A 21895-nucleotide genomic window follows, 5' to 3' on the forward strand; every position below is an offset into this window, starting at 1 on the left:
ATGGGCAGAAATCATAAGTTTCTCATTGCTTTCCTGTATCTGTTTGCGTTGTCTTTCAGTGTTTTTAAGACAATAAGGACTCCCAATAAATGGGCAGTGGCCCACTGGCTGATGGATTACCGTTTCGGATTCATTAAAAGGGGGCTGATAGGAGAAATTTTTGGGTTCTTTTTCGAAAAAAATGAATTCAATATCCTGATTGTATCATCCGTAATACTCATTTTACTTTATGCTGTGTTACTGATTATTGCGGTTAAAAATACCTGGGAAAATTACAGTATTGAGAAAGTTCTGTTCTATGTGATATTCTTTTTATCACAGTATACCATACTTTCTGCTCACCTTATAGGCTATTTTGATCACCTGATCTTCTTGATGACCTTATTGTCTGTTTACCTGATCCTGCATAAAAAAATTCTGCTGGCTTCATTGATTACGGTATTCTGTATTATTGCCCATGAGGTTTCCTTTGTTCTGATGATTCCGATCAGTTTTTTTGCATTGCTGGTGAATGAGGTCAGGGATAATAAATTCACCTTTAGTTCTCATCTGTTGAAAAAAGCTGGAGCTTATTTATTGTTGCCTATTGTTGCAACGGTTTCGGTATCTTTTTATCAGGAATTGTACGGACAAAACAATCGAGAATTTATCTATCAGTATCTTCAGGATACCGGGTTGATCAGGAAAGGAGTCGCCAATTCAGTGGCTGCTGCTTATACCGAGGGGTTTGGCAGTTACCTGAAAAGTGAAGTCCCTTATTTCCTGAAGAGGGTTTTTCTTTCCATAGCAACCGTCAAATATGGAATTCCTTTACTTTTTATGGCGTATATGGTGTATAAGCTGTTCAGCAAAATAAATATATATGTTCTTTTATGGCTTGCCGCAGTATCAGCATCGCCATTACTTCTACACTCAATTGCCTGGGACATATTCAGAATATGGAGTTTTCCGTTTGTTATTCTTTTTACAGGGTTCTGGATTTTATGTGGTAAATGCACCGCGAACCATCAGCATGATAACAGGCTGTCTTTATTTGAAATTTCCTTTTTCTTAATTTCAATAGCTTTGGTATCCCTGGTCCCTAATTTTCTTTTTGAACATGAAACGGAAAGATTTTCAACCCCAGTGAGAGTGATTTTGCTGATTCCTATATTTTCAATCTTATGGTATCTGTATAAAAAAGCCCCGGAAAAAGGTAACCGGGACTGAAATTTCTGTAGTTTTAAAAGATAGCCGGGTAGTAGATTTTTATCTGTTGATTGTGAATTTCCTGAATAATAAAGCAGAGTTTTATATTTCAGGCTTTCTGGAACTTCCATCCCCGGTCTCCCTCTTCCTACGTGATCAATCATTCCACAATAAGTTTCTGACTGTAAGATTTGATATCTCCGGATTTTAAGATCAGGTAATATGTTCCGGTGGGAATCCCTGTAATATTAATACTGTTGTCGTTTTCAATTTTAGCATTCTCCAGAACTATTTTCCCTTCGGTGCTGATGAGATCTGCTGAGCGTCTTTTTTCATTGAATCCTTCAATAAAAACTTTTTCAGAAGCAGGGTTAGGATGGATTCTTACTGGGCTTTCATAATCGGTTTCTCCTACGGCTAAAGTTCCTGTTGTAATTTTAAAGATTTTTCCGCTGGTAACAGCTGCTACATAAAGCTCCTTTTGGAAATCCTGTCCGAAAGTGGAAAAATTATTCCCTGAACTTGCGGCTGTCCACACAATGGAATTATCAGGATTCATGATTCCGATCTGGGTAGAGCAGTAGTCGGCAAAAAAATATTTCCCCTGAAGTGAAGGATACTGGTTTCCTCTGTAAACATAGCCTCCGGTAATAGAACATCTTCCTCCGGAATGATTATATACCGCAACCGGAAAAGTCATTGTTGCCATTCCCGGACATCCGTTTGTATTATAGGCATTGTTACCTTCATAGCAGCGCCAGCCATAATTAACTCCGGCCTGTGTGATCGGAACCCTGTTGATTTCTTCTATAGCTCCCTGGCCTACATCAGCAATCATCACATTTCCGGAAGTAAGGTCAAAAGACCATTTCCAGGCGTTTCTGAGGCCATATGCCCAGATTTCGTCCGCTCCGTCAACACCTGCTCCTGCGAACGGATTTCCCGCAGGGATATTATAGGGTCCTGAAGAATTTACATCTATTCTCAGCATTTTTCCTAAAAGAGAATTCTTGTTTTGAGCATTATTATTAGGATCTCCGCCACTTCCACCGTCTCCGGTAACGATCCATAGGTTTCCGTCAGGAGTAAAATGGATGCTTCCACCATTATGATTGTCGAAAGGTTTGGGAATATTCAGCAGGATTTTTTCAGAAGCTGGATCAGCCACATCGGGATTAGTAGAGCTTACGGTATACCGCGCTACAATAATATTTCCTGCAGTATTATTATAATACACAAAGAAATATCCGTTTGAGGAATACTGAGGGTGAAAGGCAAGCCCCAGCAGACCTCTTTCCCCATTGAAGCTGACCTTCGTACTGATGTTCAGAAAATCTGCTCCGTTGGCACTGCCGTTCGGCTGAAGGATCTTAATGATTCCGTTCTGTTGTACAACGAAAAGACGGCTGTCTCCGGCGTTGGTAATTTCCACGGGACTGGTAAGACCGGATGCAAATTCTTCCAGATTAATGCTTTGAGAATTAACCATTAAAGAAGAAAAAATACTGATGGTAAAAAGTAGTTTTTTCATAATATATTGATGATTAGTGTGTTGAAATTAGAATGAAAATTTTATACCAATCAAATTTTGAAAATTTTATCAGAATATCACAAAAATGTAAAGTCTTGAAATATCTCCGTTAACTATTCTGAATAGTCTGGAATAAATGTGGGAATTTTAATAATTTTTTATTATTAGTGCGTCGTGCTGTAAAAGAGTTTGTTTGGAATATAAATAAAGCCAACCTGTTAAAGGCTGGCTTTAGAGATGCAATTCTTTCGACAATTTAGAAAATCTCAGCAATTTGACTTTACTACTTATCTATACATCATATTGAATGAGGAAATGGGTAATAAAATTTTAAAAAACTTCAGTTACTTTAAAACTAAGCCTATGATTAGAGTCTACAAAAGAATTATTATTGTTTGAAGTATTTCCGTTTATTCTGAGTGACCAGGTATGGCTGCCTTTGCTTATTCCTACTATAGGGAAGTTTAAAGCCAGATAAAGTTTACCGGCATTGTCATAATAAGTATAGGATTTATCAGCGAATACATTATCAATCCAGAGTTCGTATCCGACAGTTACACTACCCATGGTTACAGACATTGCCCCGTTACCGACAAAAAGTAGCAAGCCTCCCTGCTGTGAAGTAAAAGTTCCGTTCGCCACTTGTACAGGAGTGCTGCCAATTGTGTTTCTGGAAGGAAGCTGAGTTCCGTCATTGACAAGCTGGGTTTTTATTCCCTGCGTTATGGGTGGTAAAAAAGTTTTCCAGATATTTTCCCCGCTGTCAAAGTAATAATATCCGGGATGAGTCACCCTTACCCGCTGGCCGGTTGTATTTCCTCCACTTATATCTGTAATATAGACTATTGTACCATTTTGATCAGCAGTATACATAGATTCTCCTTTAGCGGTTAGCTGTGCTCTGGTAAGCCTGGGAGCGAGCATCCCTTCAGGTAAGGTGTTGTCTGCTTTTGCTGTAACATCCAGTGTGGCTTTTGGGGTATTAGTATTTACTCCTACCTGCGCTTTCATACCGATCATGGGTAAAAATGCAACTAAATAAATTAATTGTTTTTTCATGTATTTTTTTTAAAATTTATGTTTTTATGTGGTTTTATGAGAACAGTTCTGGTGTTTACCAATTTATTGGATAATATTAGGCAGATAATCTTTTTATAGCTCTATTTTTTTTGTTAATAATTGTTATTATAATTGTAATTATGGTACTAAAAGTGTTATTTTGTTGATTGTAAAATATTGATTAATAGATTTTTACTTTTTTTGTTTTGTTATTTTTTATTAATCTCTAAATTTTATAATTCTATTACTTGTTTTTTTGTAAAAATGGATGCGCTTTTACTCTAAGTTTTATTTTAAATCTTAAAAGGAAACAGAATGATTGTATTTTTATTCTAAATTTTAAAAACAGACATACCGCTTTATTTTGCTTAAGAGGAAACCTGCTTAAATGACAGATTGTATTCACTATATCTTTATGAAGCCATCAAAACCAACTTTTCTTTAGTTAGGATTTTCAGGATTTAAGCCTAAGAATAAAAAATATAAATAAGCTTTTTATAATATATTGATTATTATTATGTTGATGACGTTTTGTGGTGTTAAATTTTTAAGACATTGTGACAATACTTTGAAAAGATTGTTAAATCTTAAATAGAAATTAAAACACCGATATATCTGAAAATAAACCATTTCTGTTGTTAAAAAATTCATAAAATATCAAGAAAATCATTATATTTGCCGACTTAATTTAACGTAGTTATAACAAAATGCAAGGAAAAGGACTTATTACAATTGTTGCTATTGTGCTAGGGCTGATATGCTTAAACGAGCTGTTGCCAACCTGGTACGCCAGCAAAATTGAATCGCAGATTGAAGCTGCGAATGGGAACGAGAAAGAGATCAAAAGGATCAAAGAGGATACTCTTAATCTCGTTTATACAAAGCTTTACTATTCAAAAGCAAAGGACAAGGAAATGAAACTTGGTCTTGACCTGAAAGGGGGGATCAACGTGCTGTTGGAGATCAACCAGAGAGACCTGGTGAATGATCTTACCAATTATTCTACCAATCCTGTTCTTATTGAAGCTTTGAACAAAACTGATGAGGTTCAGAAAAATTCTACAAAACCTTACATCGACAATTTCTTCGAACAGTTTGATGTGATTAACAAAGCAAAAGGAACCAACCTTAAACTTGCTGATCCTGAACTTTTTGGAAATACCAATCTGTCTGAGATCAAATACAATACTTCTGATGATCAGGTAAAGAGCATTGTTAAAAGAAGAATTGATCTTTCTGTAGGTACTGCTTTTGAGGTAATCAGAACAAGGATTGATAAGCTGGGGGCTATCCAGCCTAACGTTCAGAGAGTGCCTGGTACAGCCAGAATCTCAGTTGAAATGCCAGGGATGAAGGACATCGATAAAGTGAAAAAGATGCTTCAGACTTCAGCAAAACTTCAGTTCTGGGAAGTACAACAGGTTCCTGAAATCGCTCCTTATTTCCAGAATTTAACAGCTATGGTGAGCGCAAAAGGAGATTCTATGGGAGTTAAGAAAAACATTAACTTCATGAACCTTCTGCAGCTTGACAAATTAAGAAGCAATGGGGTAGCCAATGTAAAATTATCTGACACAGCTGTTGTAAACAAGATCTTAAACAGCAAAGTAGCGCAGTCTTTACGTCCGGCTAATATTAAATATACACAGTTTATTTGGGGTTACAAACCTGAAGCTACAAGCCCTGATGATTTGGTATTGTATGCAATCAGAAGTAACATCAATCAGAAAGCTCCGGTAGATGGTGCGGTAGAAACTGCGAACATCAGTTACGATGAACTTGGAAGAGTAGTGGTAGACATGCAGATGGATTCCAAAGGAGCTAAAGAATGGAAAATTTTAACAGAGAAAAACGTAGGGAAGCCTGTAGCGGTAACTCTTGACAACAGAGTATACACAGCTCCGAATGTTGTTAGCGCTATTCCAGACGGAAGAACTCAGATCTCTGGTAACTTCTCTCAGGAAGAAGCTAAAGAACTGGTAGACGTTTTGGGAGCAGGTAAATTACCGGCAGGTGCAAAAGTGGTTCAGGCTACGCAGGTAGGTCCGTCTTTAGGACAGGAATCTATTAATGCGGGGATGATTTCATTTGCTATTGCATTCCTTATCATTATCGTTTATATCATTTTCTATTACGGTGGTGCCGGAGTATATGCGGTGATTGCAATGATCATCAACTTATTCTACATCTTCGGAATTATGGATTCCGGTGACTTTACGCTTACGCTGCCTGGTATTGCAGGTATTGTTCTTACAATGGCCATGGCGGTAGATACCAACGTAATCATCTATGAAAGAACCAAAGAGGAATTATTTGCAGGAAAGAGCATCTTAGAAGCTTATAAAGATGGTTTCAAACACGCTTTAAATGCAATTATTGATGGTCACACAACTACGTTACTGACTGCTGTTGTGCTATTCTTCTTCGGAACAGGACCTATTAAAGGGTTTGCCTTAACGCTGATGATTGGTATTGTTATGACATTGTTCACTTCAGTACTTCTTTCAAGAGTAATGATCTTCAGCAGACTGGATAAAGGAAAAGGTCTTTCTGTATGGACTGCTCCTACCAAGAACCTGTTCAGAAACACCTGGATTGACTTTATCGGAAAGAGAAAATATGCATACATTATTTCTGCTGTTTTAACGGTAGTTTGTATAGTTTCAATCGTAACACACGGATTTAAATTCGGTATCGATTTCACTGGTGGTAGAAACTATGTAGTGAGATTTGATAAAACAGTTAACGCTAACGATATTGAAGAAAACCTGACTAAGATCTTCCAAACTAAAGACGGGAAAAATTCTTCTGTGGAAGCTAAAACTTTCGGAAATGACAGACAATTGAAGATCTCTACAGATTACCTTATTGAAGATGAATCTTTAAAAGCTGACCAGATTGTTGAACAGAAATTATATGAAGGACTGAAATCTAACCTTCCTGCCGGAATCAGCCTGACAGATTTCAAATCTGCGGATAAAGATCATGCCGGAATTATTTCCTCTGAAAAAGTAGGTCCTACAGTGGCAGACGATATCAAAACGCACGGTATTCTTGCGGTAGTAGCTGCTTTAGCCGGAATCTTTATCTACATTCTTGTACGATTCAGAAAATGGCAGTTCTCTCTTGGTGCAGTGGCAGCGTTGTTCCACGATGCGGTAATTATTCTGGGAGCATACTCGCTTCTTCACAAATATATGCCGTTCAATATGGAAATCAACCAGGATTTCATTGCAGCGATCCTTACGGTATTAGGATACTCAATTAACGATACCGTGATTATCTTTGACAGAATCAGGGAATATTTAAGAGAGAAGAAATCGTTAACATTGGCAGGATTATTTGATGACTCTATCTCCAGTACGTTAGGTAGAACATTTAACACTTCATTTACAACCATCCTTGTGATCCTGGCGATCTTCATCTTCGGTGGCGATAACTTAAGAGGATTTATGTTTGCAATGCTTATCGGTATCGGATTTGGTACGTATTCATCTATCTTCATTGCCTCTGCAATTGCTTACGACTTCCTTAAAACAGGAAAAGAAGAGGAGGTACACGGAAAGACAACATCCAATAAAGAAGTACTTGCTTCAAAATAATATAGACTACAATAAGTTAATAAAAGCCTTTCGAAAGAAGGGCTTTTTTGTTTTAAAGCAATCCAGACAGACTATACACAGCTTTTAGAGGTGTGATTTTTGAATTTTAATATATTTTATTGATTTTAATAATTAATTTATTTGTATTTGATGTTTTTTTTTAATTTATTTTCAATAAAATGATTGATGGGGTGTGTTTAATTTGAAGAATGAATAAATTTGGTTGTCTTTTTGATTACTTTTAATTGGATTTAATAAATACCTCTTATGAATTGGAAAAGATTAATTTTGAGTATTGTAATCAGTACCATTATCCTTTATTTGGCCATCGCAGCTTATATCCTGAATAAGTTCCCTGATTATACTGAAGCTTTTAATCCTCTATGGCAAATAGATGGGGTGCTTTTTGCATTTGGGTGGAGCCTGGGAACACTGGGATATGTGATTTTGGCCGTTCTTGTTATACTTTTTATTGCATTCGTTTATTGGCTTATCGGTAAGCTGAGCAGAAGGAAAAAAACAAATGGACCCGTTTAAGTTTATGATTGCAGATCTTCAATTTCTTATTGATCACCTTGAGTCTTCTTTTGATTCTCCCGTCCTTTAATTGTCAACATTAACTATCCATAATTTAGAACAATTATTTTTAGGATTTGACTAATTTTGCAGATTATGGAGAAATCTAAGAAAAAAGCAGCTATAGGCTTTATTTTTATAACATTGTTGATTGATATTACAGGATGGGGAATTATTATTCCTGTGGTCCCCAAATTGATTGAAGAACTTATTCATGCCAATATCAGTGAAGCAGCTAAATACAGCGGCTGGCTTGGTTTTGCCTACGCCTTTACCCAGTTTGTGTTTTCCCCGATAGTAGGTAACCTGAGTGATAAATACGGGAGAAGGCCCGTTATTCTGATCTCGCTTTTCGGGTTTGCTGTAGATTATATTTTCCTGGCGCTTGCCCCAACCATCTGGTGGTTGTTCGTGGGACGTATTATCGCAGGAATTACAGGAGCCAGCATTACTACCGCCAGTGCTTATATTGCAGATGTTTCTACCGATGAAGACAGAGCCAAAAATTTCGGCCTGATTGGAGCTGCCTTTGGATTAGGATTTATTATAGGGCCTGTATTGGGAGGCTTTTTAGGTCATTACGGTGCAAGGGTTCCTTTTTATGCCGCAGCAGTTCTCTGCCTTCTGAACTTCCTGTACGGATACTTTATCCTTCCTGAAAGTCTGGACAAAGATAAGAGAAGAGAGTTTGACTGGAAGCGGGCAAATCCTATTGGTTCTTTTAAATTTTTAAGAAAACATCCTGAACTTTCAGGTTTGACTGTAGCGCTTATTTTAATCTATATTGCCGGGCATGCTGTACAGAGCAACTGGAATTTCTTTACCATGTTCCAGTTTAAATGGGATACGAGAATGGTAGGAATCTCGCTGGGAGTAGTTGGTCTTCTGGTAGGTTTGGTTCAGGGGCTTCTTATACGCTGGACTACACCAAGGTTAGGGGAGCAGAAAAGCATCTATTACGGATTGATACTGTATGCTATAGGAATGTTTTTATTTGCATTTGCCACCCAGGGCTGGATGATGTTTGTGATTCTTGTTCCTTATTGTCTGGGAGGAATCTGCGGACCGGCACTCCAGTCGATGATTTCCAAAAGTGTTTCTTCCCAGGAGCAAGGGGAGCTTCAGGGAGCTTTAACAAGCCTGATGAGCGCAACGTCTATTGTAGGACCACTCTTAATGACAAGCCTGTTCCACTATTTTACAAGAGATGATGCGCAGGTTAAATTTGCCGGAGCACCGTTCCTGCTTGCTTTTATTTTAATGGCAATTAGTGTGGTTATCACGTATTATGCTTTTAAAAAGAAGCCAAAGATCAAGCTGTAAGATCAAGCTGATTAAAGACATAGCGGCCTTATGAGGCCTTGATATAAAAACGGGGAAGTTCAACTGAACTTCCCCGTCTTTAATGAAAATATAATAATGAACTGATGACTATGGATAAAGTGATTTTGTTCCGTTATGAACCAGGTTGCTTCCCAATCCTGAGAATGATACCGAAAAATTACTGGCATTAAAGCTCAAAGAACCTGTAGGAGTACACAATCCAAGCGCATATCTGCATTGTCCGTAAGCACCTGTTCTTTTTGTTACCTTACTTTCGCTTTTTGCTTTTCCTAAGCTGATATAGCCCCAGTCCGTCACATCTACATTGGAAACTGTAGAGCCGGAATAGTAGATGGTGATCTTGTATCCTGTTTCTCCTCTTTTAGATCCCCAGAGCCAGCTTGCAGTCCACCATTCTTTATACCATTTAGAAGCTACCTTTGCCTGATTTTCTGACGGTGAAACCTCCGTGGTTCCTCTTTTGTCCAGAATGATAAGGCCGGCAAATACGTTGTCCCAGATGATACCGGATTCATTATAAAAGCATAGGGTATTGAATGCCTCACCTTTATAGTTCCATGAAATTTCAATAACCTCTGTTCCGGTTTTAATCTGTTCTCCTGCTGCGTCTTTTAATCCCTTTTGAGCTTCAGCCAGATGGTCTCCGGAATATAAATCTCCGATTTTTCCTACTTTTAAAGTTTCCGGATAAAGAATATTTCCTTCGGCAGTAAACTGGGTTTTATCAGAAATTAATTCCTGCGAAATTTCGATGCCTTTCTGTGTTGAAAGTTTACCTAAAACAGTTGTTCCGGTGATCTGAAGATCATTACCCAGATATTTTTCAAGGTTTTTCTTTGAATCATTCAATTGTACCTGTACATGTTCAGGAATAACCTGAGCTCCCGGGCTCATTTCTTTTTTCAAATCAGAGGCTGTTACTTTTACAGTCGGATTTTCCTGTGCTGTTTCAATGTTTTCATTCTGACAGCCTGTAAAGGTCATTACCAACACTATGGCAAAGACCCTGAAGGGGGTAAATAGCTTTTTCATAAATTATATATTTGATTTTGTGAATAATAAAGATAATGAAAAATATAATTAATTCTCTATGATTTGAATTAAATTTTCTTAATATAAAGCCCGGTTCATATAAAAGTCTCAGGTTTAGCTGCTGCAGAAGACGGAGCTTGTATAGTTTTTTAATACTTACTATGGAAGTATAAGTATTAATCTGTTTTTACTCTTTTTTTGGACATTGAAATTTTAAAGTGATGATCTGTGCTTATTAACTAAAAGTAAATTCCAGCCTTCCGTTTTCGATCTTCCTATCTTTCAAATCTTAAAATTTTTTTAAAATTATGGTTTACCGTAAATAAGTGTATAAACTTTCGTAATTTTACAGCATGGAATTAAGCATTGGAGAAATGGCATTGATCGCGGTAGCGATTGTTGTATTATTCGGCCCGGATAAACTTCCTCAGATAGCACGTGATTTAGGAGCAGGTGTAAGAAAAATGCGTGGTGCAGTGGAAGATATCAAAACCGAGATCATGAAAGAAACAGATAACCCGGTTTCTGAGATCAAGCGTGAAATTGAGAAGGTAAAAGATGCAGCCAAAGATTTCAATCCTATGAAGGATATTGAAAAGGATATCCTTACAGAGCCTTCTTCTACACCCAATAATGAACCTCCTAAACCAAAGCCTGCCGATGATGAAACCTACGAAGGACCAGTAAGCAGATAATGTATGGAGGAGATTATTCAGGAAGATAAAAAGGTATTCCTATACCTTAATAATTTGGGCGATCCTTCTTTTGACCAGCTTTGGATGCTGATTTCAAGTACCTGGATCTGGGTTCCGCTTTATATTATATTTCTTTACTTTTTATATAAAAATTACAAGCTAAAATCTTTAGTTTTTATTCTGATCTTTATTGCACTTGGTGCTACGGTCTCTGATCAGCTTGCCAGTGTTTTCAAGTACGGTGTGGCAAGGCTTAGGCCATGTCATGATCCTTCTCTGGAGCATTATATGAGGATTGTGAAATGCGGAGGGCAGTACGGGTTCTACTCAGCCCATGCTTCCAATACCTTCTTTTTGGCAGCTTATTTAAGTATTTTATTAAAAAAGAAGCTCAATTGGTTTCCATATGCTATATTTGTATGGGCTATAGTGGTTTCCTACAGCCGGATTTATTTAGGAGTGCATTTCCCGATAGATATTTTGGTGGGGGCGTTTGTTGGATCTTTATTGGGGGTGATATTTGGTGCACTCGCCAAAAAAGTAATCAACAAACAAACGATATCCGCATGAAAAAAACTTTATTACTTGCCGCACTGATGTGCACTTCATTCTACCTTTACGGACAGGATAAAAAAACAGCTGAAGAATGTTTAAAAAAAGCAGACTATAAGTGTGCTGAAGAACAGTATTCCAAGCTTGCAGAAAAAGAACAGATCCAGAAGTTCCAGTCCGAGTACTACAATAATCTGGGAACGGCACAGAGAAGACTGGGAAAAATAACGGCCGCTTTCAGGTCTTATGAATCTGCTTTAAAAGCTAATCCGATGTCCGGTTCTGTATATGCCAACCTCGCTTCGCTGCATAGCCAGAAAGGAAGTAAGACCAAAGCTCTGGAATATATCGCTACAGGACTTAAAATAGAGCCTGAGAATCCTGAATTTTATCTCACCCGTTCTAAAATCTACGATGGTCAGGGTAAAAAAGATCTTGCCCTTAATGATCTTAAACAGATTCTGACCTTTGCTCCGGATAATATTTTTGCAAAAACAGGTCTGGCTAATCTTAAAAAAAACAATGGCGATCTTGAAGGTGCTTTAAAAGACTACAATCAGCTGATTTCAGAAAAGCCGGAGTCTCTTTTGTACAATGGCAGGGCAGATACTTATTTCAGGATGAAAAAGTATAAGGAAAGCCTGGCAGATGCTAATAAAGCCATCTCCATAGATCCGAAATTTGCGCAGTCCTATGTAAGCAAAGCGCTTGTTTTATTTGACACTTCAAAACCTAAAGAAGCCTGTGAGAATCTGGATAAAGCAGTTAGTTTAGGATATGAAAAAGCTGTTCTGACAGAGTATTATGCTAAGTGTGCAAAGAAATAAATAGTCATTTCAATACTATTATTAATAACCCTTAAACAGAAAAGACCTTTAGCCGTTAAGGCCCAATAAGAAGTCAATACAATTAAATGCTAAATATTGTTCTTGTAGAACCGGAAATTCCCAATAATACAGGGAATATCGGAAGATTATGTGTAGGTACTGAAAGCAGATTACATTTAATTCATCCTTTTGGATTTGTGATTAATGATAAAAACCTGAAGCGTTCCGGTTTAGATTACTGGGTTCATCTTGATGTAACTGAATATCCTACCTTTGAAGAGTGGGTAAAAAATGTTCCGGATCTTTCGAGGGTTTTCCTTATGAGCTCACATGCTGATAAATCATATCTTGAAAATGACTTCCGGGATGGTGACTGGCTGGTTTTCGGAAAAGAGAGCGTAGGATTAAGCAAAGAAATCTTGGATCGTTTTGAAAATCACTTAACGATCCCGATGTCAAAGCTGATCAGGAGTTTTAATATTGCCAATTCTGTTGCTTTTGTGGTGGGTGAGGCAAAAAGACAGGTTAGTCTGAAATGTGGCGTGGAACTTTAGTTTAATTGAAACGGAAGGTTTTAATCATTATGGTACGGTTTCCCCTGTAGAATCTGATCCGCACGGTAGATTTGCTCTACAATAAAAAGCCGGATCATCTGATGGGTAAAGGTCATTTTAGACAGAGACATCTTTTCGTTGGCTCTGCTGTACATTTCTTCTGAAAAGCCATAGGCGCCTCCGATAAGAATATGTACTTTTTTAACGGAAGAGTTCATCCAGGTATCAATTTTCTGGGCGAATTCACGGCTTGTAAACTGTTTTCCTTTTTCATCAAGCATAATAACCAGATCGTTCTTGTCAATATGATTGAGAAAGAGTTTGGCTTCTTCTTTTTTCAGAAGGTCTGGAGACAGGTTTTTGGCATTCTTCACATCCGGGATCTCGGTAATTTCGAAATTCCAGTGTTTGGGAAGACGGGTCAGGTAATAGCTGATGAGGGAAGTGATTTCCTTATCATCAGTTTTTCCGATACAGAGTAGGCCGATTCGCATATAAAAAGTTTCAGAATGCAAAGATACCATTTTTTGAAACTGAAAAAACTACTTCATGTAACCGGGAAACTCTTTTTGAGTGCAGGAATCTTTTATTTTTCTGAACCTTTAAATAGTATTCATGCAATATATTGTCCTTTAGAATAGCTGGAGTGCATCTATTCCTGAAAATAAATACAGATTGGTTAATCTCGGTCGGGAATGAAGGACGGAGAAAATGTTTATATTTGTAGGAAGACTTATTGAAAATCTTTAAAATAATATCCGCTTATTCTGTGGAAACCGGATTTTTATTGACTGTAAAGCGAACCTTAAAACAAATAGATGAGTATAAAAGTTCCAAGATTTATCCTGAAGATTCAGGAATTTTTTGACAATATACATATTCCTGTTCTGGGAATATCGTTGTGGCAGATGTTCCAGATCTATATTTCGGGGATTTTCAAAGGAAAAATCGGCAGAAAAGCGGCTGCAATTTCCTGGAGTTTTACCATCAGTTTATTTCCGTTCATTCTCTTCCTGCTGTCTGTATTGCCCTATATGCCGCATTATGACAAGCTGCAGTTTTATATTTTTGAAGTACTGATGCATAACGTGTTTCCATCCAATATGGAAGGGGACATCCGCGGATATATTGAAAAAAATATTATCCCGAATATGAAGGGAATCAGCAATCTGACCATTGTGCTGGCTCTTATTTTTGCAACCAACGGAACTTTTTCTCTCATCAACGGGTTCAATGAAAACACAGAAGAAAAGCTCAGTGATGTAAAAGAATTTATCCTTTCATTTTTTATCACAATAGGCTTTATTGTTATTGTATTTCTTGCGCTTTTCGGGGTGTATTATGCGGAAGTTGTCATAAAACCTTTCACTCCGGCTTATGACATTTCGTGGCTGGTGAATAACCTTACCAAAATTATAGGATTTGTTTCCTTCCCTCTGTTTTATTTTATTCTGCTGACTTTATTTTACTGGTTGGGAACCGTTAAAATTACAAGATTCAGGCAGGCTGTTCCCGGAGCTGTTTTAACCACAGTCCTGTTTGTCCTGACCACATATATCTTTGCTATCTATGTAAAAGACATAGCCCGGTATAATGTGCTGTATGGATCCATCGGAAGTATGATCCTGCTGATGGTCTGGGTAAACGTTAATGTCTATCTGCTTCTGTTCGGGAGTGAGCTGAATATGGCCCTAAGGAAACTGAGAATAGAAAAACTGCTCTCCGATGAAATCCAGAAAGAAACCGCTCATTATCATGCAGCAGTTACAGAACCCAATCTGGAAAGTGATGAGGAGCACCGCAGAAAGCTGGAAGAAAAGAAAAAATACTAATCCTCTATAGCTTCAGGGTCTTTTTTAGAGCTCATGCTCAGAATCAGAAAGCCGGACACTGCTGCCAGGAAAGAAGCGATTAAAATGGCAAATTTGGCTTCATCCTGAATGGCAATATCGTCTTTAAAAGAAAGAAGCGCAATGAAAATCGACATGGTGAATCCTATCCCGGCTAATAATCCTACTCCAATCATCTGCATCCAGTTACTGTTTTGAGGGAGTGAACTTAGCTTTAATTTGACAGCAATCAATGAAAACAGGTTAATCCCAAGTAATTTTCCCAGCACCAGCCCGCAGATAATTCCCAGCCCAAGTGTACTGGTTACCCCTTCCATCATTTCTTTTGAAAAGGTAATATTGGTATTGGTTAAAGCAAAAATAGGCATGATCAGGAAGCTAACCGGAAAATGAAGTTTATGCTCAAGTTTTTCCAGTGGTGATATTTCTACATTGGAAGCATTTGTTGGAATTGAAAAGGCCAGCAGAACACCTGCTATTGTTGCATGAATTCCTGAATGATGAAGGAAGTACCACAGGAAAAGTCCCGGAATGATATAAAAAATAATACGGGTAACTTTCAGAAAATTAAGGACAAACAGAAGTGCTGCCGTTCCGAAGGATAATAGTAGATACGTCCAGTGAATCTGCTCCGTATAAAATATAGCAATTACCAGAATAGCTCCTAAATCATCTACAATGGCTAATGCAGCCAGAAATATCTTAATAGAGTTGGGAATCTTTTTACCAAGCATAGAAATAATAGCCAGAGAAAAAGCAATATCTGTTGCCATCGGGATTCCCCAGCCGCTGCTGTACTCTGTTCCACTGTTGAAAAAACTGTAGATCACAGCGGGAACCAACATTCCGCCCACCGCAGCAAAAATAGGGAGTGATGCATTTTTAAAGGAAGAAAGTTCACCTTCCACCAGCTCTCTTTTTATTTCAAGGCCTACCAGAAGAAAAAAGACAGCCATAAGCCCGTCATTGATCCAGATGCTGACAGGGTAGGTAAGATGGAAAAGATGAGTGCCTACTTCTTTATCCAGGAAATGCTGAAACGCTTCTCCTGCAGATGAATTGGCAATAAGTAATGAAATAAGCACACAGAAAATAAGGATAATACCTGATGACTGGTTGCTGCTGAAAAATTTTTTAAAATAGAGCGTTAAATTCATGTCTAAGATTGTAATCGTCTCACTCTTGAAACACCATTGATATCTTTAAGTTTTTTAAATGTTTCCTCAAGCTGTCCTTTGTTCTTTACCTCAAGGTTAATGTTTCCGGTGAAAACACCGTTGTTGGATTCTATAGACATACTCTTCATGTCCATTCCCATACTTCCGCTGATTACGGCAGTAATATCATTAATCATACCCATTCTGTCAAGGCCTTCAATTTCAATTTTCACCCTGTTTTTAAAGCTTTCCGCATTCACCCATTTGGCAGGAATCACGCGGTAGTCGTACTGGGCTCTCAGATTGATGGCATTCGGGCAGTTATCACTGTGAACCTTAATACCGTCAGAGATTGTAATAAATCCGAAGATCTTGTCTCCGGGAATTACGGTACAGCATTTAGCGTAGCTGTAGTTAAGTTTTTCTTCGTCTTTACCGAAAACAATCATGTCAAGATTCTGCTCTTTCGGCTCCTCGAAGTGCTGATTTTTGGAAGGGGATTTTCTGAATCTTGAAAGTAAATTATTGAATACGTTCTTACTCTCAATATATTTTCTTAAACTGCTTGCATCCAGCTCATTGCTCTGGAATTTAAGGAACAGTTCCTGAGATGATTTTAAATTGAAAAACTTCTGAAGCTTGTTGATCTCATCATCGTTGAAATTGATTTTAGCATGACGCAGCTTTCGCTGAAGGATTTCTTTCCCGTCCTCTACCAATTGGTTTTTCTGGGAATTCAGGTAGCTTTTGATCTTTGATTTGGCCTTTGAAGTGACCACAAATTCCAGCCAGTCAGATTTAGGTTTCTGGTTCTGGGAAGACAGGATATCTACCTGATCCCCGTTTTGAAGGGTGTACGAAATAGGAACCAGCTTTCCGTTGATCTTAGCTCCCAGACATTTCATTCCAAGGTCAGAGTGGACTGCAAACGCAAAATCCAGTGCTGTTGCATTGGTAGGAAGAATTTTGATCTCACCTTTAGGGGTAAAGACAAATACTTCTTTTGCATATAAATTAAGCTTAATATTATCTAAAAGCTCTGATGTAGAAAGGTTCTGCTGTTGTTCAAGAACTTCACGGATCTCAGTAACCCATTTTTCAAAATTCCGGTCGTCGGTGCTTTGTTTATAGCCTTCCTTGTATTTATAATGGGCTGCAACTCCTTTTTCAGCGATCTCGTCCATTCTTTCTGAACGGATCTGAACCTCAATCCATTTTTTATCCGGCCCGAGCACTGTTAAATGGAGACTTTCATACCCCGTAGAACGCGGCTGTGTGATCCAGTCTCTCATCCTCGATGGATTACTGTGGTAAACATCTGTTACAATAGAGTAGATCTTCCAGGCCAGGAATTTTTCATTTTTTGCATCGGATTTGTAAATAATCCTGATGGCATAATTATCAAAGACTTCCTCAAAAGAAACCCCTTGTTTCAGCATTTTCCTGTAAATGGAAGAAATGGCTTTTGCCCGGCCTTTGATCGTAAAGTTTAATCCTTCTTCCTTTAACCTTTCTGAAACTTCCGTTTTGAACTCTTCAATATAACGCTCACGACTTTCTTTGGCAAGTTCCAGTTTTTCAGTGATCTCATTGTAAACCTCAGGATTATTATACTTTAAAGAAAGGTCTTCCAGCTCAGATTTTATGTTGTACAGTCCAAGGCGGTGTGCCATGGGAGCGTAAATATAAACGGTTTCGGAAGCAATTTTTTTCTGCTTGTCCGGAGCCATGCTTTCCAGGGTTCGCATATTGTGAAGACGGTCTGCAATTTTAATCAGGATAACTCTGAAATCCTCGGATAAGGTCAGAAGCAGTTTCCTGTAATTTTCAGACTGTACAGATATGTTCTGGTGATTCATGATGGAGATCTTCGTGAGCCCGTTTACAATGTTGGCGATTTTTTCTCCGAAAATCTTTTTCAGGTCTTCATAGGTATAGTCTGAATCTTCTATTACATCATGCAAAAGGGCACAGGCAATGGAAGTTGCTCCAAGGCCAATTTCAGTCGCTACAATTTTAGCAACTGCAATAGGGTGATAGATGTAAGGCTCTCCGGATTTTCTCCTTTGATCCTTATGGGCATCCAGCGCAATATCGAATGCCTTGCGGATGAGTTTGTTATTTTCCTCATCCAGTGTTCTGTATGTATTAGAAATCAGATCCTTATAACGGGCAAGGATCTCTTTGTTTTCCTGTTCTAAATCGTAACTCATTTGTGCTAATGCCTATATTTAAACGAAAATACGAAATTTTTTAAACTTTTCAAACATAAAAAATCCGCAGAACGCTCTGCGGATTACGGTTATTAGGTTTTATGTTTGTGTCAGAATTTCACTTCTGAGTCCATGCCGCTGCTTGATGCCTTTATCTTCACATCAGGGCTGTTATGGATTTCTGCTCTGTTCCTGGCGTCAATAAATCTTTTAATATGATCATAATTCGCCTGCTCAATACTCATATTCTCGAGCAAATAAGTTTTCATTACTGAATTTTCGCTGAAAACATTTCGGGCATTATCAGTTTGGTTATTATCTTTTACCGCAACACTCGCGAGATATTGAGCATGTTCAGAACCACTGTTTAAGTATATGATGTAATCTGAATCTCCAAATCCTGAATTTTCCAGATCGGCTTCAAGCTTTTTGTAATCGCTGTGATGTGCAAATACCCCAGCTAATATATTTGACATAAGCAATAGTTTTAAATTTATACTTAAAGGTAATAAATATTTTTCAATAACATTGATTAAATTTCAGTAAAATTGATTATTTGCTATTTTATCTATAATATATTGTTAATATGTTTGATGATGTCTATTGAACAGGTGTTTAATTTTGCGGAGGCTTTAATTGATTAATCGTTCATGTACTCGTATTCCGTCCAGCCAAACTGGTAAATATACAGGATGATCTGGTCATAAAAGTTCATGGTTCTCAGTCCTCCGTTTTTACCATAATTCCAGATCTCTTTATTTTGGTCCTGGTCATAGTTGATATCGAGAAAATAATTTCCAAAATTTTTAATCGGAGTGTTTTCTGAATTATCAATATTGGTGAAATCCATATCATTAAGAAGCGTCAGAAGCTTTTTTTCATCTTCTTCTGAGATTTTTTTGAAGTAGGTTTTTTCCGTATCCATCTGATTAAGCCGGGTATTATCCAGATACATTTTTTTCTCCTTAAAATCCAGTGTCATAAAGAATTTTCCGTCAAGTTCTATTTTCACTTCATTAATCGTATGCTTTTGAATGGTTTTGATGTATTCCGTGGTAACATTGTTTTTAATTGTTAAAACATCGGTCTCGTAAAAATCTTTATAATCTACATTTCTTGAAGGGGTGTATTTTACCCTTAAAACGTGAATGAACTTTCCGTCCGGGGAAATTTTTACAGCGATGGGTTCTTCATTCATATCCTTATAAGGATTGAATATCCTGTACTTTCCGGATTTTTGGCTCAAAGCAATAGCAATATTTCCCATACCGTCACAAATGTTAAGTGGAAAAACGTTAATTGCTATTTCCTTGCCCATATATTCTTTTTTCTGTTTAATATTAACCACATAATCATCTATACCGTCATGGTTAAGGTCTGCAGTGTAGAATGGCTTCAGATTCTCTTTTTTTATTTTTTCTCTGAAGGCGGTTGTGTTCAGATAAGATATTTGGGGTGGCAGGCTGTCATTGATCATCATCTGCTCATAACAATGGTCAGCTTCGAAAATTTTTACAATTTTCTTCTCAGTCTGTTTCTCTTTACTGCAGCAAAATAATAATGCAAGAACAGCGGTAATCAGGATATATTTCATGGTCTTCAAAAATAATACTTTTGACGAAGTGTTGGGAGTTTATTTGCATATTTTCAGTATAAAATCTGCCCCGATCCGCAAAATCTGAGGGTGATTTATAAATAAATGAAGTCTGCGGGAGATTATAGAACAAAAAAACGGACCGAAGCCCGTTTTCTTTTCCCTGTCATTTTAAAAATTAAATTCTTTCGTTTTTAATCTCATCCACAATTTCAGGGTTCAGTAAAGTTGTAATATCCCCGAAGTTGCTGAAGTCGCCTTCCGCAATTTTCCTAAGGATTCTACGCATAATCTTCCCTGAGCGCGTTTTTGGCAGTCCGGAAACAAACTGAATCTTATCCAGCTTGGCAATAGGTCCGATCTGATCAGAGATTAGCTGATTAATTTCCTTTTTAAGATTTTCCTTATCACGGCTTTCCCCGCTTTCTTTTAAGATTACAAAGCCATACAGGGCATTCCCTTTAATATCGTGAGGATATCCTACAATAGCAGATTCTGCAACAGCCGGATGTTCGTTAATGCTGTCCTCAATAGGTGCAGTTCCGAGGTTATGTCCGGAAACAATGATCACGTCATCTACCCGCCCGGTAATTCTGTAATATCCGACTTCATCTCTCAGGGCACCGTCACCTGTGAAATATTTTCCCGGAAATGCGGTAAAATAGGTTTCCTTATACCTTTGGTGGTCACCCCATATGGTTCTGGCGATTCCCGGCCATGGAAAACGGATGCATAAATTTCCGGTTACCTGATTGCCTGTAATTTCATTGCGTTTGTCGTCCATCAGTACCGGCTGGATTCCCGGCAGCGGAAGAGTAGCGTAGGTTGGTTTTGTAGGTGTAACAAACGGGAGGGGGGAGATCATGATTCCTCCGGTTTCTGTCTGCCACCAGGTATCTACTACAGGGCATTTCTTCTTCCCGACATGATCGTTGAACCAGTGCCATGCCTCTTCGTTAATAGGCTCTCCAACTGAACCAATCACCTTCAGGGTGCTCAGGTCATGCTTATCTACCCACTCTGTGCTTTCTTTGGCTAAAGAACGGATGGCGGTAGGAGCAGTGTAAAACTGGGTGACTTTATGTTTTTCAATCACTTCCCAGAAGCGGTCCGGTTGCGGATAAGTAGGTACACCTTCAAAAATTACAGTAGTGGCGCCATTAAGAAGCGGCCCGTAAAGAATGTAAGAGTGTCCCGTGATCCATCCGATGTCTGCCGTACACCAATAGATGTCATTTTCTTTATAATTGAATACATTTTTGAAGGTGTAAGCGGTGTACACCATATAACCGGCACAGGTATGAAGCATTCCTTTCGGTTTTCCGGTAGAACCTGAAGTATAAAGGATGAAAAGCGGATCTTCAGCATCCATAATTACGGTTACAAAATCAGCAGAGGCCTTTTCATACAGGTCAGAAAACCAGTAATCACGGCCTTCTTTCATTTTTATTTCGTTGTGGGTTCTTTTTACCACAAGAACAGATTCTACGCTTGGTGTTTTTTCCAGAGCTTCATCTACAATGCTTTTCAGGTCCAGTACTTTATTTCCTCTGTAGCTTCCGTCTGATGTAATCACCATTTTGGCACCACAGTCATTCACTCTGGAAGATACGGCAGAGGCTGAAAATCCGGCAAAAATTACTGAATGTACAGCTCCCAGTTTAGCACAGGCAAGCATGGTGATCGCCAATTCCGGGATCATGGGAAGGTAAATGCATACCCTGTCTCCTTTTTCAATTCCCATTTCGCGTAAAACATTTGCCGTTTTGTTCACACGGGTATATAGCTCATTATAAGAAATATGTTGTGCCTCCTCTTTCGGATCATTAGGTTCCCAGATAATGGCAGTTTTGTCGCCTCTTACGGAAAGATGCCTGTCCAGACAATTTTTGGTAATATTTAGTTTGGCATTTTTAAACCACGTGATTTTGGCTTCGTTCATATCGTACTTAACGACCTTGCTCCATCTCTGGTACCACACGAAATTCTGGTCTGCAACTTTATCCCAGAATTTTTTAGGATTTTTGATAGACTTTTTGTACTCTTCAAAATAGTGAGGCAGATCTTCTATTAAGTAATTTCTCATATCCTTTCGTTTTTTTGAAATTTGAATTTTATTAC

The 21895-nt window shown here is 38.1% G+C and carries 18 protein-coding genes; 9 read left to right on the plus strand and 9 right to left on the minus strand.

The window, feature by feature from the left end:
• Positions 1 to 1209 (plus strand): hypothetical protein, encoded by a 1209-nt coding sequence (locus AOB46_RS05750; protein ID WP_062697187.1) that lies wholly within the window; start codon positions 1 to 3, stop codon positions 1207 to 1209.
• 139 nt (positions 1210 to 1348) lie between these two features.
• Here the strand turns inward: AOB46_RS05750 and AOB46_RS05755 are convergent, their stop codons facing one another.
• On the minus strand, positions 1349 to 2719 hold the full coding sequence (locus AOB46_RS05755; RefSeq protein WP_062697189.1) for a PQQ-dependent sugar dehydrogenase: 1371 nt from the start codon (positions 2717 to 2719) through the stop codon (positions 1349 to 1351).
• Between the two features lie 330 nt (positions 2720 to 3049).
• The gene (locus AOB46_RS05760; protein ID WP_131724323.1) at positions 3050 to 3778 is read right to left on the minus strand and encodes a hypothetical protein; all 729 of its coding nucleotides are present in this window, start codon (positions 3776 to 3778) and stop codon (positions 3050 to 3052) included.
• Positions 3779 to 4485: 707 nt separating this feature from the next.
• Here AOB46_RS05760 and AOB46_RS05765 point away from each other — a divergent pair.
• The 3 genes from AOB46_RS05765 to AOB46_RS05775 all read left to right on the plus strand — a co-directional run bounded on the left by AOB46_RS05765 (position 4486) and on the right by AOB46_RS05775 (position 9279).
• On the plus strand, positions 4486 to 7380 hold the full coding sequence (locus AOB46_RS05765; protein ID WP_062697194.1) for a protein translocase subunit SecDF: 2895 nt from the start codon (positions 4486 to 4488) through the stop codon (positions 7378 to 7380).
• Between the two features lie 267 nt (positions 7381 to 7647).
• On the plus strand, positions 7648 to 7917 hold the full coding sequence (locus AOB46_RS05770; RefSeq protein WP_062697197.1) for a hypothetical protein: 270 nt from the start codon (positions 7648 to 7650) through the stop codon (positions 7915 to 7917).
• Positions 7918 to 8052: 135 nt separating this feature from the next.
• Complete coding sequence (locus AOB46_RS05775) at positions 8053 to 9279, plus strand: TCR/Tet family MFS transporter (RefSeq protein WP_062697199.1); 1227 nt, start codon at positions 8053 to 8055, stop codon at positions 9277 to 9279.
• 108 nt (positions 9280 to 9387) lie between these two features.
• Here AOB46_RS05775 and AOB46_RS05780 read toward each other — a convergent pair whose 3' ends face one another.
• Positions 9388 to 10332 carry a hypothetical protein gene (locus tag AOB46_RS05780; protein ID WP_062697201.1) on the minus strand — a complete coding sequence of 315 codons (945 nt, stop codon included), beginning with the start codon at positions 10330 to 10332 and terminating at the stop codon, positions 9388 to 9390.
• Positions 10333 to 10685: 353 nt separating this feature from the next.
• Between AOB46_RS05780 and AOB46_RS05785 the strand changes: the two genes are divergently transcribed.
• The 4 genes from AOB46_RS05785 to AOB46_RS05800 all read left to right on the plus strand — a co-directional run bounded on the left by AOB46_RS05785 (position 10686) and on the right by AOB46_RS05800 (position 12960).
• Entirely contained in the window at positions 10686 to 11027 is a 342-nt protein-coding gene (locus AOB46_RS05785; RefSeq protein WP_062697203.1) for a twin-arginine translocase TatA/TatE family subunit, read from the plus strand.
• A gap of 3 nt (positions 11028 to 11030) precedes the next feature.
• Positions 11031 to 11597: a phosphatase PAP2 family protein gene (locus AOB46_RS05790; protein WP_062697205.1), complete on the plus strand. Its 567-nt coding sequence runs from the start codon at positions 11031 to 11033 to the stop codon at positions 11595 to 11597.
• Complete coding sequence (locus AOB46_RS05795) at positions 11594 to 12406, plus strand: tetratricopeptide repeat protein (protein ID WP_062697207.1); 813 nt, start codon at positions 11594 to 11596, stop codon at positions 12404 to 12406. Before AOB46_RS05790 ends, AOB46_RS05795 begins: the two co-directional genes overlap by 4 nt.
• Before the next feature lie 86 nt (positions 12407 to 12492).
• The gene (locus tag AOB46_RS05800) at positions 12493 to 12960 is read left to right on the plus strand and encodes a tRNA (cytidine(34)-2'-O)-methyltransferase (RefSeq protein WP_062697210.1); all 468 of its coding nucleotides are present in this window, start codon (positions 12493 to 12495) and stop codon (positions 12958 to 12960) included.
• A gap of 20 nt (positions 12961 to 12980) precedes the next feature.
• On the opposite strand, the gene AOB46_RS05805 is transcribed toward AOB46_RS05800, so the two are convergent.
• Positions 12981 to 13454, minus strand: a complete 474-nt coding sequence (locus tag AOB46_RS05805) for a 23S rRNA (pseudouridine(1915)-N(3))-methyltransferase RlmH (protein WP_062697211.1) — start codon at positions 13452 to 13454, stop codon at positions 12981 to 12983.
• 324 nt (positions 13455 to 13778) lie between these two features.
• On the opposite strand from AOB46_RS05805, the gene AOB46_RS05810 reads away from it, so the two are divergent.
• A complete protein-coding gene (locus AOB46_RS05810; RefSeq protein ID WP_062697214.1) occupies positions 13779 to 14792 on the plus strand; it encodes a YihY/virulence factor BrkB family protein in 1014 nt (337 codons plus the stop codon).
• Here AOB46_RS05810 and nhaA read toward each other — a convergent pair.
• The 5 genes from nhaA to acs form a co-directional block, all read right to left on the minus strand.
• Positions 14789 to 15967 (minus strand): Na+/H+ antiporter NhaA, encoded by a 1179-nt coding sequence (gene nhaA / locus AOB46_RS05815; protein WP_062697216.1) that lies wholly within the window; start codon positions 15965 to 15967, stop codon positions 14789 to 14791. The two genes, AOB46_RS05810 and nhaA, sit on opposite strands and share 4 nt — an antisense overlap.
• A 2-nt stretch (positions 15968 to 15969) precedes the next feature.
• A complete protein-coding gene (locus AOB46_RS05820) occupies positions 15970 to 18180 on the minus strand; it encodes a RelA/SpoT family protein (RefSeq protein WP_062697218.1) in 2211 nt (736 codons plus the stop codon).
• Between the two features lie 110 nt (positions 18181 to 18290).
• Positions 18291 to 18656 (minus strand): hypothetical protein, encoded by a 366-nt coding sequence (locus AOB46_RS05825; RefSeq protein ID WP_062697220.1) that lies wholly within the window; start codon positions 18654 to 18656, stop codon positions 18291 to 18293.
• A gap of 164 nt (positions 18657 to 18820) precedes the next feature.
• A complete protein-coding gene (locus tag AOB46_RS05830; RefSeq protein ID WP_131724324.1) occupies positions 18821 to 19783 on the minus strand; it encodes a hypothetical protein in 963 nt (320 codons plus the stop codon).
• 169 nt (positions 19784 to 19952) lie between these two features.
• On the minus strand, positions 19953 to 21881 hold the full coding sequence (gene acs, locus AOB46_RS05835) for an acetate--CoA ligase (protein WP_262486713.1): 1929 nt from the start codon (positions 21879 to 21881) through the stop codon (positions 19953 to 19955).
• Between the last annotated feature and the right edge of the window lie 14 nt (positions 21882 to 21895).

Source organism: Chryseobacterium indologenes (assembly GCF_001295265.1).
In the GTDB taxonomy this organism is placed as follows: Bacteria; Bacteroidota; Bacteroidia; order Flavobacteriales; family Weeksellaceae; genus Chryseobacterium; species Chryseobacterium indologenes_A.

Excerpts from the sequence above, each read along its gene's own strand:
- AOB46_RS05755 (WP_062697189.1), bottom strand. The coding sequence starts at position 2,719 with ATGAAAAAACTACTTTTTACCATCAGTATTTTTTCTTCTTTAATGGTT.
- AOB46_RS05795 (WP_062697207.1), top strand. The coding sequence starts at position 11,594 with ATGAAAAAAACTTTATTACTTGCCGCACTGATGTGCACTTCATTCTAC.
- AOB46_RS05785 (WP_062697203.1), top strand. The coding sequence starts at position 10,686 with ATGGAATTAAGCATTGGAGAAATGGCATTGATCGCGGTAGCGATTGTT.
- AOB46_RS05800 (WP_062697210.1), top strand. The coding sequence starts at position 12,493 with ATGCTAAATATTGTTCTTGTAGAACCGGAAATTCCCAATAATACAGGG.
- AOB46_RS05780 (WP_062697201.1), bottom strand. The coding sequence starts at position 10,332 with ATGAAAAAGCTATTTACCCCCTTCAGGGTCTTTGCCATAGTGTTGGTA.
- AOB46_RS05750 (WP_062697187.1), top strand. The coding sequence starts at position 1 with ATGGGCAGAAATCATAAGTTTCTCATTGCTTTCCTGTATCTGTTTGCG.
- AOB46_RS05820 (WP_062697218.1), bottom strand. The coding sequence starts at position 18,180 with ATGAGTTACGATTTAGAACAGGAAAACAAAGAGATCCTTGCCCGTTAT.
- AOB46_RS05770 (WP_062697197.1), top strand. The coding sequence starts at position 7,648 with ATGAATTGGAAAAGATTAATTTTGAGTATTGTAATCAGTACCATTATC.
- AOB46_RS05810 (WP_062697214.1), top strand. The coding sequence starts at position 13,779 with ATGAGTATAAAAGTTCCAAGATTTATCCTGAAGATTCAGGAATTTTTT.
- AOB46_RS05790 (WP_062697205.1), top strand. The coding sequence starts at position 11,031 with ATGGAGGAGATTATTCAGGAAGATAAAAAGGTATTCCTATACCTTAAT.
- AOB46_RS05805 (WP_062697211.1), bottom strand. The coding sequence starts at position 13,454 with ATGCGAATCGGCCTACTCTGTATCGGAAAAACTGATGATAAGGAAATC.
- AOB46_RS05775 (WP_062697199.1), top strand. The coding sequence starts at position 8,053 with ATGGAGAAATCTAAGAAAAAAGCAGCTATAGGCTTTATTTTTATAACA.
- AOB46_RS05825 (WP_062697220.1), bottom strand. The coding sequence starts at position 18,656 with ATGTCAAATATATTAGCTGGGGTATTTGCACATCACAGCGATTACAAA.
- nhaA (WP_062697216.1), bottom strand. The coding sequence starts at position 15,967 with ATGAATTTAACGCTCTATTTTAAAAAATTTTTCAGCAGCAACCAGTCA.
- AOB46_RS05765 (WP_062697194.1), top strand. The coding sequence starts at position 4,486 with ATGCAAGGAAAAGGACTTATTACAATTGTTGCTATTGTGCTAGGGCTG.
- AOB46_RS05760 (WP_131724323.1), bottom strand. The coding sequence starts at position 3,778 with ATGAAAAAACAATTAATTTATTTAGTTGCATTTTTACCCATGATCGGT.